The organism is Stenotrophomonas sp. YJH_SMC_8 (assembly GCF_059371315.1).
The window spans coordinates 323,853-338,075 of sequence record NZ_JCAFUL010000002.1 but is presented as its reverse complement, the minus strand read 5'-3'; the positions used below and the strand labels follow the sequence as shown (position 1 = coordinate 338,075).

The window sequence follows — 14,223 nt, the reverse complement described above, 5'->3', positions numbered from 1 at the left end:
GCAAAAAAGAAGGGCGCCCGAAGGCGCCCTCTGCATTACCAGTGCAGCAGGCAGCTCAGCGCCAGACCTTGATCTGCTCGGCTTCGCTGCGCTGCATCGGCTGGCCGGCCTTGCAGCTGAAGGTGGCACCGAACGCCGGCAGATTGGCCAGCGTGCCGTTGCTGCGCCACAGGCCCGGTGCACGGATGTCGGCGGTCAGGCGACGCACGGCCTCGTTCGGCGACAGCTGCTGCGCCCACAACGCCGACCACGCGCGGAAGAAGCCCTGCTGCTGTGCCTGCTTGGCCTTCGGCTCCTGCGCGGTGTACGCGGCCCAGGCCAGTTCCAGGCCGGCGATGTCGGCCAGGTTCTCTTCCTGGGTGAGCGTGCCGTTGACCTTGGCACCCTTCACACCCGGGAAGTCGTAGGCGCTGTACTGCGCGGCCACGCGATTGCCGAGCAGGGTCCAGGCGGTCTTGTCTGCCGGGGTCCACCAGCTGCGCAGTTCGCCCTTGGCGTCGACCAGCGCACCCTTGGCATCGATCGCGCGGGTCAGCTCATGGCCGACCAGGCCACCGAAGCTGCCGAACTTGTCGGCGGCGTCGGCCTTGGCGTTGAACACCGGGCCCTGCAGGATCGCAGCGGTGACGATCAGGCGGTTCTGCGCCAGGTCGTAGGCCAGCGACGGCTGCTGCGGCAGCACGTCCCAGCGACGGTCAGCGTTGCCCTTGCCGATGCGCTTCATTTCCTCGCGATGGCGCCAGGTCGAAGCAATCAGCATGTTGCCGCCGAACGAGCCGCGGCCCATCGGCTGCACGCTGTAGTCGAGGTCACGCAGCGGGGTGCCGATCTCGATCTTCAGCGCGGCCAGCTTGGCCTGCGCTTCGGCCTTGGCTTCGGCGCTCATCCAGCTGCTGTTCTTGACCGCTTCGATCTGCACTTCGCGCACCTTGTCGACGATCCACGCCGCCTGGCGACGATCTTCGGCCGACAGGTAACGGGCGGCGTACTCGCGGCCGACCATCGGGCCAGCGGCCACGTTGATCGCGTCCAGCACGTCTTCCCAGCGCTGCGGCGGCAGGGTTTCGCCACGCAGCACACGGCCGCGGAATTCGAACTCGGCGTCGCGGTAGGCCTTGGACAGGTACGGTGCCATCGAGTCGCCCACGCGCCAGCGCAGGTAGGCCTTCCACTGGTCCGGCTTGAGCTTGGTGACCATGCCGTCGAGCTGCTTGAACAGGCCCGGGTCGGCCAGCGAGACCAGGTCGTCGTCCACGCCCTGTGCCTTCAGGAAGGCATCCAGCTGCAGGTTGCGGTAGCGGCTGTTGAGCTCCTTGGTGGAGATCGGCGCGTAGTTGTTGAACGGGTTGTTGATGCCGGCCAGCGACTGTGCGTTGCGTGCCAGTTCGGTTTCCAGCGCGATCACCGATTGCGACTCGGCATCCAGCTTGGCGGCCGGGGTGCCGGTCAGTGCCAGGATCTGCTTGACGTAGTTGCGGTAGCGGCCCATCAGGGCCACGGTATCGGCATCGGTGCGGGTGTAGAACGCCGGGTCCGGCAGGCCCATGCCGCCCTGCATGAAGTAGCCGATGTGGCGGTCCAGCGCCTTCAGATCGACGTCGGGGCCGAAGTTGAAGGCGACCGGGATGCCCACCTGGTGCAGCGCGGCGATCGAGGCCGGCACATCCTTGGCCTTCTTGATGGCGTTGATGCGGGTCAGCAGCGGGGCGATCGGATTGGAGCCGTCTGCTTCCACGGCAGCTTCGTCCAGGCCGCTGGCCCAGAAATCGCCCAGCAGTTTCTGCACGTTGCCCTGCGGTGACTTCATCGCTGCGTCGAGCAGTTCACGCTGCTGCTGGCGGCTGCGGTCGACCAGCTGGCCCAGCGCGGTGGTGGCACCGGTCTGCGGCACCGGGTTGGCCTTCAGCCAGCCTGCGTTGGTGGCGTCATAGAAGTCGCTGCACTGGGCACTGACAGCCGGGGCGCGGGCGGCCTTCTTCTTGGCGGCGGCGAACGCATCGTGGGTCGGGACCAGGGTCGCCAGGCTGATGCCCAGGGCGATGGCAAGCGGACGGAAATTGGGCATGTGGAACGAATCCGTGATGGATTGAGGGCGCGCGCACTATAGCAAGCCGGGCATGGACGCGGGATGCACGCGTCGCGGTGCTTTCGCCGGGCATGGCCCGGCGCTACCGGGGCGGGCGGCATGGACGCGGGATGCATGCGTTGCGGTGCTTTCGCCGGGCATGGCCCGGCGCTACCAGGGCGGGTGGCATGGACGCGGGATGCATGCGTCGCGGTGCTTTCGCCGGGCATGGCCCGGCGCTACCAGGGCGGGTGGCATGGACGCGGGATGCACGCGTCGCGGTGCTTTCGCCGGGCATGGCCCGGCGCTACCAGGGCGGGCGGCATGGACGCGGGATGCACGCGTCGCGGTGCTTTCGCCGACCACGGTCGGCAGCTACCGGGGAGCACCGGGATCAGTAGATCCACGCCATGCGTGGATGACATTCACCGCCAAAAACAAAGGCCCGGGAATTCCCGGGCCTCTGCAGGTCTGCAACAGCGTCAGCCGTGGCTTACCAGATCACCACCTGCTGGTCGCCGCTGCGGGCCATCGGCGAACCGGCCTTGCACTGGAAGGCGGCCGCGAAGGTCGGCAGGTTCGACGGCGCACCCATGGCGCGGAACTGCGCCGGGGCGTGCGGGTCGGTCGCCAGGCGGACCTTGGCGTTCTCCGGGGTGTACTTGGTACGCCACACGGTGGCCCAGTTGAAGAAGAAGCGCTGGTCGCGGGTGAAGCCGTCCACCTTCGCGTCTTCCTTGCCTGCGCTGGCCTTCTGCAGTGCGTCGTAAGCAGTGGCCAGGCCGCCCAGGTCGGCGATGTTCTCGCCCAGGGTCAGGTGGCCGTTCACCGCCTGGCCGTCGACCTTGTACTGGTCGAACTGCTTGACCAGCTTGCCGGTCAGGCCTTCGAAGTTCTTCTTGTCAGCGGCGGTCCACCAGTCTTCCATGTTGCCGGTCGGCCCGAAACGTGCGCCCTGGTCGTCGTAACCGTGGGTCATTTCGTGGCCGATCACCGCGCCGATGCCGCCGTAGTTCAGCGCGTCGTCGGCCTTCGGATCGAAGAACGGCGGCTGCAGGATGGCGGCCGGGAACACGATCTCGTTCTGCAGCGGGTTGTAGTAGGCGTTGACCGTCTGCGGGGTCATGCCCCACTCGGTCTTGTCCACCGGCTTGCCGATCTTGGACAGGTTGAACTTGTAGTTGAACTCGTTGGCCGCGCGCACGTTGCCCAGGAAGCTGTCGCGCTGGGTCTGCAGGCCCGACCAGTCACGCCACTTGTCCGGGTAGCCGATCTTCGGGGTGAAGGTTTCCCACTTGGCGATGGCCTTGGCCTTGGTCTCATCGCTCATCCAGCTCAGGCCCTGGATGCGTTCCTTCAGCGAGGCGGCCAGGTTCTTCACCAGCTCTTCCATCTTCGCCTTGGCTTCCGGCGAGAAGGCCACCTTCACGTACAGCTGGCCGAAGGCTTCACCGGCGTCGTTTTCAATGGTGCCCAGCACGCGCTTCCAGCGCGGCTTCTGTTCCTTCTGGCCGTTGAGGGTCTTGCCGTAGAACTCGTAGTTCTCCTGCACGAAGGCGTCGGCCAGGTACGGCGAGGCGCTGTCCACGGTGTGGAAGCGCAGGTAGGCACGCCACACAGACGGATCGGTGTCGCCCAGCGCCTTGCTCACTTCCTCATGGAAGGCCGGCATGGCCAGCGAGAACTTCTCCGGTGCGGCTACGCCCTGCGACTTGAAGAACTCGGTCCAGCTGAAGTTCGGGGTCAGCTTGTCGGCGTCGGCCAGGGTGACCGGGTTGTAGTACAGCTCGACGTTGCGCGACAGTTCGACGCGCGACTTGGAGGCCTTGGCCAGGCGGGTCTCGAACTTGACCACTTCCTCGGCCTGCTTGGCAGCGTCGGCAGCGGCAACACCGGACAGCTCCAGCACCTTGGCGACGTGTGCCTGGTAGGCCTTCAGCTTGTCGGCATTCTTGGCGTCGGTGTAGTAGGTGCTGTCCGGCAGGCCCAGGCCGCCCTGGCTGGCGTAGGCCAGGTTCACGGCCGAGTTCTTGAAGTCGGCTTCAGCGCCGAAGCCGAACAGGACGTTGTCACCCTTGGCCGCGCTGGTGCGCAGGTAGTTGGCAATGGCCGCCTTGTCCTGCAGCCCATCGATCGCGGTCAGGTCGGCCTTCAGCGGCTCGATGCCCTGGGCGTTGATCTTGGCCTCGTCCATGCCGGTGGCCCACAGGTCGCCGACGATCTTTTCGATGTGGTTCGGGGTCTTCACCTGCGCCACCTGCTCGGCCAGCTGGTGCTGCACGGCCACCGAACGCTCGTCGAGGATGGTGAAGGCGCCCCAGCTGGTGCGGTCGCCCGGGATTTCATTGGCGGCCAGCCACTTGCTGTTGACGTAGTCGCCGAAGGCGCCACAGGCGTCCTTGCTGGTATCGAGGTCGCTGGGCTGGAAGGCGTTGTAGGCCGGCAGCTTGCTCTCGTCCAGGGTGTAATGGGTGGCTTCGGCGGCAGCCGGCGTGGAGGCGGTGGCGTCCTTGGCCGGGGTTTCGTTCTTGCCGCAGCCAACCAGCGCGGCCGAAACGGCCAGGGTCAGCAGCACGATCTTGGGAGTACGGGTCACTTTGATGGCCTCCAGGCCGAGTGAGTCAGGGAAGGGCCGCAGGGACGGCCGTGGGCCGAACGATACGCCGCCTGCCTGCCCTGCAAGGGTGTCGAAGGTCATGGCCGGGCGCAAGGGCCAGAACGAGCAAGGGCGCCCGCTGGGGCGCCCTTGCGTGGGTAACGCATCGATTACAGGCCGCCGCCGCCGCAGCCCTTGCCCAGGTAGTCGTCGATCAACCTGAGCTGGTCGCCCATGATCGCGCGGGTCCAGGCCGGCCCATGCGCATAGTCGGCGATGGCGTGGAACTCGACCGGCTGCCCCGAGCCCTTGGCCTTGTTCACGAACCACTCCGACTGCTCGATGGGAACCGTACGATCGCGGTCACCGTGGTAGACCATCAGCGGGATCTTCATCTCGCCCGCCTTGTCCAGCGGGTTCAGGCCCGCCACGGTCGGTGCCTGCGCCTGGCGGAAGAACGGATTGGTATAGAAGCGCGACCAGATCTTCTTGATGTCCGAGACGCCGGCGCCAGCAATGGCACATTTGTACAGGCCGTTCGGGCGCACCGAGGCCGCAAACGCCGAGTAGCCGCCATAGGAGAAGCCGAACATGGCGATGTGGCCGGGGCGGGCGATCTTCTGGTCGATCATCCACTGCGCGCCGTCGTCCTTGTCATCCTGCATCTTCTGGCCCCACTCGGCGTCACCGGCCATCCACAGCTTGCGGCCCCAGTCGGCCGAACCGCGGAACTGTGGGCGCAGGACCGCCATGCAGCGCGATGCCATCAGCGGCACCCACATCGAGCCATCGAAGTCCATGCCGTCGCGCGCCCATGGGCCGCCGTGCGGATGCACCACCGCCTTCCACGGGCCAGCACCGCACAGTTCGGTGTTCGGTGTGGTCAGGAACGCCGGAATATCCAGCCCATCGCGGGCCTTGTAATAGACCAGCTTCGTATCGCCGAGGGCCGCAGGCTGGATGTCCGGATAGGTCTTGGCCAGCAGGGTCAGCTTGCCGTTGCGCAGCAGGTGGTACTCGGGCGGGTTGGACGGGCCCGACGTGGCCACCAGCACGGTGGACAGGTCGGGGGTGTAGTCCACCACCTGGTAGCTGCGGCCAGTGTCGTAATTGGTGGTGAAGCGCTGGCCATTGGCGGTGTCGACCATTTCCAGCGGTTGCTGCTGGATGCCCAAAGCCTGGCGAAGGCCCTGGTCCAGCGCCTTCATCCGCGGCGACGTCCACTGCAGGTCGTCACCGCGCGGGCCCGCATAGCGGATGCCGAGGATCTCGCCGAACGGAATCGCGCCGTTGCGATAGCGGTTGATCGACATAGAGCTGGCGTTGAACAGCTTGTGTTCGTACAGCACTTCCTTCTGCTTGCGTGCGGCGATGTCGTACTCGTACACGATCGCCTTGTCACGGCCGACGTTGCTCAGCACGAAGGCGATGTTCGGGTCATCGGCAAAGCCGATCACCTGGTTGATGTCGCGGTTCTTCACATAGGAGCGGAAATGCTCTTCCCACGCACCGCTGCCGGTGTTGCGGAACTCGGTGGCGACATAGGCGCCGGTACCGTCCACGTCCTGGCGCAGGCGTGCACGCAGATCGCTGTTCAGGTCGGTGACATAGCCGGCAACTCGTTCTTCGGTCTTCTGCACGCGCTGCGAGGTGAAGCTGCGCAGGTCGACCTTGTAGACATCGCCGGAGCTGCCACCGCTGCCGTTGATCACCAGGATGTGGTCCGGATCATTGGGAAGCGTGTCCAGCACCGTCGGGTTCGACAGTGCCTGCTCGAGTTCCTCATTGCGGCTGCTGGCACGTGGCGGCGTGATGGGCTCCTTCCACTGCTTGCCCTCGATGTCGGTGATGAAGAACTTGCTGACGAAGGTCTTGGTGACACGGTCGGCGCGCAGGTCGAAAGGTTGCCACAGCACCACGGCGAGCTGCCCGTTCTTGATGAACGACACGCTCTGGAACTTCATCCGGTTGGCACCGATCACCGTGGGCGCCTTGTCCAGCGCATCGGTGCGCCAGACCACGATCACGCGTTCTTCGCCGTTGGCGCGCAGGCCGGCGATGTGCTGCCCGTCCGGAGAAAGCGACAGGCTGGAGATGGCAGGGAAGGCCGCCAGCTGTTCGACGGTGGGGGCGACAGGCTTGGCATGCAGCCAGGGGGACATGCTGGCCAGGGCTGCCAGCAACAGGGTTCGCTTCATTGCTTGCCTCGATCTCAGGGCGATCCCGGCGCAAGGCCGGGGCCGGAAACGAAACCGCCGCCCCGAAGGGCGGCGGTGGGTAACGTCAGGATCAGAACGAACGTGTGATGTTCACGAAGTACGTACGGCCGAAGTAATCGAAGCCGCTGTACAGGGGCGCGTTGCCAACCGTGCTCAGCACGCCCTGCGAAATGGTCGGCGGCTTCTTGTTGGCGAGGTTGCGCACGCCACCGGTGACCGACCACTTGTCCGCTTCATACTGCAGCGAGGCTGCCTGGATGAAGTAGTTCGGGGTGTACATCTTGTACTGGCTCGTGGCCGGATCGAACAGGCCCGGGTTGCGCTCCTCGTAGTAGGCGTAGCTGTCCATGTTGTCGATCCAGTCCAGACCGTAACGGACGCGCCAGTTCTTCCACTTGTAGTTCAGGTCCAGGGTGGCGGTGTTTTCCGGCGAGCCGATCATGCCGGCCGAGTCGACCTTCGGATCGTCCGAGAACAGCTGGCTGGTCTGCTCGAAGTAGTGCGTGCCCTGCAGGGTGGCACGGAACTCGCCCGGGCCGATGTCACGCACATAGCGCAGGGTGAAGTCCAGGCCGCGGACCTTGTTGGTGGAGACGTTGATGAAGCCGTTGGTGACCGTCAGCTGGTTGGTCAACGGGTTGCGCTGGATCAGGCGGCACAGTCCGTTGCCGGCGGTGAAGTCGGCGGTGGAGCTGTTGTAGCAGTTACGCAGGATGGCGGCACCGCCGGCGTCCTGCACACCGTTCTCGACCTTGATGTCGAAGTAGTCCAGGGCCAGCGACAGATCGCCGAAGGCCGGGCCGAACTCCGGCTGCAACACAACGCCGAAGGTCTTCGAGGTGGAGGTTTCAGCCTTCAGGTTGTTTTCCGCGCCACCCTGGGTGTAGACGGTGATGCCCTGCAGCTGGGTGAACTCCGGATCCAGGCCCAGCGATGCGCAGTTCTGGTAGCGCATCGATTCCGGGCGGGCTTCGATGTAGTTGTCGCACGGGTCGAAGGACTGCGACAGGAAGCCGGTGGTGGCGCCCAGGAACTGTTCGAACAGGGCCGGTGCGCGGTACGAGGTGCCGTACGATGCGCGGAACGACAGCCACTTCACCGGGGTCCACAGGGTGCCGATCTTGTAGGTCTCATCGGAGCCGTAGGACTTGTAGTCGGTGTAGCGGCCGGACAGGTTGAGCGACAGTTCTTCGGCGCCGGTCACGCCGGACAGCAGCGGCAGTTCCAGTTCGCCGTAGGCTTCGAACACCGAGTCGCTGCCGCGGGTCGGCGAGGAAGCGGTCAGGTTGTACAGGTCCTGGTCAATGGAGTACTGCGACGGGCTGTCGTCGATGCGGGCCTTGCGGTACTCCACGCCGAACGCACCACCGGCCGAGCCATACGGCATGTCGAACAGCGGGCCGTTGACGTTGAAGTTGACCGTGGTTTCCTTGTACAGCGTGTTGCCGGTGACCGGGACGAACACCCAGTCCTTCCAGTCCTGCGGCAGGCGGCCGCCGATGGTGTTGTTGTTCACCGGGGGGGCGGCGACGCAGCCGTTGGAGGCATCACGGCAGACGAAGCCACCGGCGCCGTTGGAGACCACATCCAGGCTCTGCGCCAGGCGGCTGGTCAGGAAGCTCTGGAAGGTGTAGTCCGCATCGCTGCGCGAATGCATGATGTTGAAGTCGTAGTTCCATTCCGAGCTCAGGTGGCCGCGAAGGCCGGCGTTGAAGCGCAGGAAGTCGACCTTCTGCTTGCTCTGGTCGTTGCCGAAGCCGATGAAGGCACGTACGCCCATCGGCACGCCATTGGTCTGGTCGGTGGCCGGACCGGCGACGCTGTCGCGCAGGTTGGCCGGGATCAGCGGGTTGCCGACCGCATAGTCAAGGGTCAGCTGGCGGTAGCCGGTCTGGGTCGACTTGCGGTGGTTGCCAAGGAACTCGTAGTACAGCTCGGCGTCACCCAGCGCGTTCAGGTCGAAACCGCCCTGGAAGTACAGGGTGTGGGTCTTGACCGGCGAGATCAGCGACTGGTTGAGCATCTGCGGGTCGAAGGTGTCGCGGTTCAGAGCGCCCACGCCTTCATAGCCGACCAGGCCGGTGGTGACCGACGAATTCGGGCGCCAGCGGTTGAAGCGGGTGCCGCTGCCACCCGGCGCGGCGACGCCGGTACGGGTGTTGGTACCTAGCGTGTTGATGGTCACGCCGCCGCCATCAAGGGTGTAGCACTTGGACTTGCCGGTCAGCGGATCGATGAAGTCGCCGCTGCCCCAGTAGTCGCCAGCATCGATGTCGCGGTACTTGTCGGTGGCACAGCGGGTCCAGTCGCGGTCGCTGAGGTTGAGCGCATTGCGTACCGTGTATTCGTACGAACCGGAGAAGTGCGAACGCTCGCCGGTGTTGCCGAAGGTCAGCGCATAGCGACGCTCGTCGCCGCCGCCGCCATCGGTCGCGTTGTGCTGACCTTCGAAGGTGACACCGTCGACCTTCTTCTTGGTGATGATGTTGATCACGCCCGCGACCGCGTCGGAGCCGTAGATCGAGGACGCGCCGTCCTTCAGGATTTCGACGCGGTCGACGATCGAGTTCGGCAGCACGTTCAGGTCGGTCGAGCCGACCGAGCCGCGCGAGCCGGCCGGCGAAACGCGACGGCCGTTGAGCAGGATCAGGGTACGGGTCGGGCCGAGGCCGCGCAGGCCCAGGGTGTTGGCGCCGGGGCCGCCATCGGTGACGTAGCCGCCGTAGGCATTGTTGATCTGCGATGCACCGGCAGTGACGGCCGTGCTCTGCAGCGCCGCGGTGGTCGAGTTGAAGCCGGCCAGCGTGGTTTCTTCACGGGTCACGACCTGGACCGGGGACACCGAGTTGAACGTGTCGCGGCTGATGCGCGAACCGGTGACGGTCACCGTGTCCAGGTTGGTGGCCTTGGTCTTGGCCGCTTCCTCGGCCGTCTGCGTCGAACCCGCGTCCTGGGCGAATGCCGGAGCGGCTGCGATGAGCAGCACGGCAGAAGCGAGGGCAAAGCTCAGCGGATGCCTGCCGAGCGACTTGCGATTGATCATCTGAAATCCCCTTGAATCCAATGATGGCGTCGTACACCGGGGACATTGCCTCGCGGGCGTCTCCGTGTGCCCCTTGCCCGGTGTTGGCAGTGGTTCTGCCCCCGGTTGCACCGGCTTCACGGGCCGGTAACTCGAGATTAACATGACATTAACCGAGCCTGTCAAACGTTCATTGCGCAGTCATCAAATTTTTGCAAAGACGCTTTCCGTCCCCGGGAAATTCGCCTGTCTTTGTTATATCTATTTGATTTTCAATAAATTTTATTGATACGCTCGATGGTGTCTGGATGCTGAATGGACGGGCGATCGGAGCCCGTCCCCAAAAAAAAGGCCCCGCCGAAGCGGGGCCTGGTCCAGACACGAAGTCCGGAAAACGACGGGATCAGAAGTTGTACTTGACCTGGGCCGAGATCTGGCGGCCGTAGACGCTGTAGAAGCCGTCATTGAACGGGGTCGATTCGTTGCCCGGGTAGTTGTAGCGCTGGCCTTCCGGCAGCTTGTTGAACACGTTGTTGACCATCAGCGACAGGACCAGATCGTCCTGTGCCTGGTAGTTCATGCTCAGGTTGTACGTGGTGTACGAACCCCACTTGCCGGCCTTGGCGCCGGACGAGTGGACGTAGCCGTAGCTGCGGCCGGTGTAGGCCAGGTAGTTCGGAGTGCTGCCGACGTAGTTGGCGTACACGGTGGTGGTGAACTTGGCGATGTTCCAGGCCACCGACAGATCGCCACGGACCTTGGCGAAGTTGTCGTAGTACCACATGTTGTACGGATCGCTCAGCAGGTCGAGCTTGGCGGCGCCCGGCATCGGCTGCACTTCACGCTTCAGCATGTTGGTGTAGTTGCCGGAGAACATCAGCGAGCCGAAGCGACCGATATCCTGCTGGTACTTGGCCGCCACCGTCACCGCTTCCAGGTTCTGGCTGGCGACGTTGAGCTTCGGCGTGTACACGCGGGTCAGGTTGCCGCCGGCATCGCGCGACACCCAGTCGGTGACGTTCTGGCAGCTGGCCGAGGTGTTGTTCGGCAGGCCGTTGTGGCACTGGTACTCGGCCAGCAGCAGCTGGTCGGTGCTCAGGGTCTTGACCTCGTTCTTGATCTTCCAGTTGTAGTAGTCGGCCGACAGCGAGAAGTTGCTCACAGGGGCCCACACCACGCCTGCGCTCCACACGTCGGCGGTGATCGGCTTCAGGTCCGGATTGCCGGACTTTTCGCTGTACACCGAGGTGTTCTTGTAGAACGAGCAGGCCTCGTCACGCAGGCCGTAGCCCAGCTGGCTGCAGCGGTAGTAGTCGTTCTGGCCGGACGAGTACGAGCCGCTCATGCCCTGGAAGGCATCGGACAGGGTCGGTGCACGGAAGGCGGTGCCGTACTTGCCGCGCAGCAGCAGGCTCTCGATCGGACGGAATTCCAGACCGATGCTGTAAGTAGCCTTGTCGACGGTCTTGTCGGCGATCTTGAACGCGTCATAACGGCCCGAGGCGCTGACGGTCAGCTTCTCCAGCAGCGGCATGCGCAGTTCGCTGGTGACCGCGTAGTTGCTGCGGTGGCCGGCACCGGCGACGGCGGTGGTGCCCCACACGTTGCCGTCGACGAAGGCCTGGTCCGGCGAGTAGTCCCAACCTTCGCTGCCACCTTCCAGCACGACGGCCAGGCCGGCGTCACCGCCCGGCAGGCTGAACAGCGAGCCGTTGGTCACCTGCACGCGACCCAGGTTCTGCCAGGTCTTGCTGCGGTGGGTACCGTAGCCGGTGAAGCTGGCGAACTGGTCCGGGGTGATCGGCGAGTAGAAGGCAGCGTAGTTCGGGTTGTAGATGCCGAACGTGGCGGTCGGGTCCTTCGGGTCGGTGTAGGTGCCCAGGCGCGGGCCCAGCACGGTCTGGCCGAAGAAGTCCTCGATCTTGTCCTTCCAGCGCACGAAGCGGTTCTGGTCCAGGCGGTACTCGCCACGGGTGAAGCTGGCGCTGTAATCCCAGTCGCCGACCATGCCCTTGCCGCCCAGGGTGACCTGGTAGGCGCGGCTCTCATCGGAGTTCAGGATGTTGTTGTAGTCGCCCGCGCCGATCTCCTCCGGCGCGAAGGCGCGCTGCAGGTTCACGACCTTGCCGGCGCCCTGGTCGTAGAAGCCGCCCATGACCGACTTCGTGCCCCACCACAGGGCGCTGGAGCCGGAGGTGAACTCGGTCTTTTCCTTGCTGTACAGCACGTCGGCGAACAGCTGGAAGTTGTCGTTCACGTCGAAGGTCATCGACGAGTAGAACTGGCCGCTGTTCTTGCCGTTCTTCAGGGTCTTGTAGCCGGCGCTGTACACCGAACCGCAGGACTCGCCCGACGCGCGCTTGCCGACGACGGTGGTGCCGTCGTATAGGCCTGCCACGTTGGCGCAGCGGCTCGGGTCCATCATCAGCAGCTTGTTGTCTGCATTGGTGATGACGGCGAAGTCGTTCGACGGCACCTGCGCGGTGTAGCCGACCGGGTTGTTCTGCTTGGTGATGTCACGCTGGTAGCCCCAGATCGGGCTGCCGTTCTCGATCTGCACGTTGACCAGCGCGTGGAAGCGGTCGTCGAACGCGTTGAAGCCCTTGGCTGCGCTGAAGCGGATGTTGCTGCCGCCGCCTTCGGTGTAGGTGCCGCCACGGACGGTCATCGTACCGCCGTCCATGCGCTCCTTCAGGATGATGTTGACCACACCGGCGATCGCGTCCGAGCCGTACAGCGAGGACTGGCCACCCGGCAGCACTTCGATGCGCTCGACGATGTCGATCGGAATGCCGCTGATGTTGTTGAAGGTGTCGCTACCGTTGTACAGCGCCGGATACGAGAGCATCGGGCGGCCGTTGATCAGGTACTTGGTGTAACCCGGGTTCAGGCCGAACATGCCGGCTGCTTCAGCGCCCTGGGTGAACGAACCCGAGGTCTGGCCGCCCTGCAGGCCGCCGGTGGTCAGCGACGACTGCTGCAGCACTTCAGCAACGCTGCTGAAGCCGCGGGTCTGGATGTCTTCGGCGGTGATGGACATCACCGGGGTCTGGGTTTCAACCTGGGTCTGCGGGATCAGCGAACCGGTGACGGTGATCTTGTCCAGGTTGGTCGCCTTGTCCTGGGCCATTGCCGGGGCGGCGGCCATCAGGGCGGAAATCAGGGCGACAGCGAGCGTGTTGCGACGTGCGGTGTTGCTTACGTATTTCATGTAGTTCCAATAGAGAGCAAAAACAAAAACGGCACTGCGCATGCGCCATCGTGCGCGCTGGGAACCAGCTTCGCAGCCCAAAACAGTGCTTCAGGAACGTAACATGAACTTAACAATCTGTGCACGAATCTGTAGCAATCCTGAATTTCAGTCAGGCTACGTCCAGCTTGTATGATGTTGGGTTATTCCCCCTGATACAGCTGGTGCCCGTTGTGAACAGTTCCCCCCGCCGCCCCCATGCCAGCCAGGTCCAGAAGGGACTGACGCCACATGCCCGCATCCGCAATGTCATCGCGGTCGGCTCCGGCAAGGGCGGCGTGGGCAAGTCGACCACCGCGGTCAATCTGGCCGTCGCGCTGCAGCAGCTGGGCGCACGTGTTGGCGTGCTGGACGCGGACATTTACGGCCCCAGCGTGCCCGCCATGCTGGGCTTGTCCGGCCGGCCGGAAAGTCCCGACAACAAGAGCATCGAACCGCTTCGCGCGTTCGGCGTGGACACCATGTCGATCGGCTACCTGATCGAAGAGGACACGCCGATGATCTGGCGCGGTCCGATGGCCACCTCGGCAATGACCCAGCTGTTCAACGACACCCTGTGGGACGATCTGGATTTCCTGCTGATCGATCTGCCGCCAGGCACCGGTGACATCCAGCTGACCCTGACCCAGAAGATCCCGCTGGCCGGTGCGGTGATCGTCACCACGCCGCAGGACATCGCCACGCTGGATGCGAAGAAGGCGCTGAAGATGTTCGAGAAGGTCGAGGTGCCGGTGCTGGGCATCGTCGAGAACATGGCGGTGCATACCTGCAGCAACTGCGGGCATGTCGAGCACCTGTTCGGTGAAGGCGGCGGCGAGCGCATGGCGGCCCAGTACGGCGTACCGCTGCTGGGTTCGTTGCCGCTGCAGATCGGCATCCGCGAGCAGGGCGATAGCGGTACCCCGATCACCGTGGCGCAGCCCGATTCGGTACCGGCCCAGGCGTACCGCCATGCCGCGCAGCGCCTGGTCGAGGAAGTGGGCAAGCGCCCGCGGGCATCGATCCCGATCCTTTCGTCGCTGCTCTGACCGCGGCCGCAAAGAAAAAGCCGCCGGCGCGAGGCCGGCGGCA

Annotated in this window: 6 protein-coding genes; 1 reads left to right on the top strand and 5 read right to left on the bottom strand. The window is 64.7% G+C overall.

Translation table 11 applies throughout. The features are described from left to right. Positions 1-55 precede the first annotated feature (55 nt). From AC5P88_RS03470 to AC5P88_RS03450, 5 genes are all read right to left on the bottom strand, one after another. Positions 56-2,065, bottom strand: coding sequence for a M13 family metallopeptidase (locus tag AC5P88_RS03470; protein ID WP_111113546.1), 2,010 nt, complete (start codon positions 2,063-2,065; stop codon positions 56-58). Positions 2,066-2,558: 493 nt separating this feature from the next. Then, positions 2,559-4,661 carry a M13 family metallopeptidase gene (locus AC5P88_RS03465; protein ID WP_106548857.1) on the bottom strand — a complete coding sequence of 701 codons (2,103 nt, stop codon included), beginning with the start codon at positions 4,659-4,661 and terminating at the stop codon, positions 2,559-2,561. A gap of 170 nt (positions 4,662-4,831) precedes the next feature. Beyond that, positions 4,832-6,859: an alpha/beta hydrolase family protein gene (locus AC5P88_RS03460; protein ID WP_106548853.1), complete on the bottom strand. Its 2,028-nt coding sequence runs from the start codon at positions 6,857-6,859 to the stop codon at positions 4,832-4,834. A gap of 91 nt (positions 6,860-6,950) precedes the next feature. Continuing rightward, on the bottom strand, positions 6,951-9,923 hold the full coding sequence (locus AC5P88_RS03455) for a TonB-dependent receptor plug domain-containing protein (protein ID WP_106548852.1): 2,973 nt from the start codon (positions 9,921-9,923) through the stop codon (positions 6,951-6,953). Positions 9,924-10,305: 382 nt separating this feature from the next. Next, positions 10,306-13,113 (bottom strand): TonB-dependent receptor plug domain-containing protein, encoded by a 2,808-nt coding sequence (locus tag AC5P88_RS03450; RefSeq protein ID WP_049433599.1) that lies wholly within the window; start codon positions 13,111-13,113, stop codon positions 10,306-10,308. A gap of 212 nt (positions 13,114-13,325) precedes the next feature. On the opposite strand from AC5P88_RS03450, the gene apbC reads away from it, so the two are divergent. Continuing rightward, a complete protein-coding gene (gene apbC / locus AC5P88_RS03445) occupies positions 13,326-14,180 on the top strand; it encodes an iron-sulfur cluster carrier protein ApbC (RefSeq protein WP_106548851.1) in 855 nt (284 codons plus the stop codon). Positions 14,181-14,223: the final 43 nt, after the last annotated feature.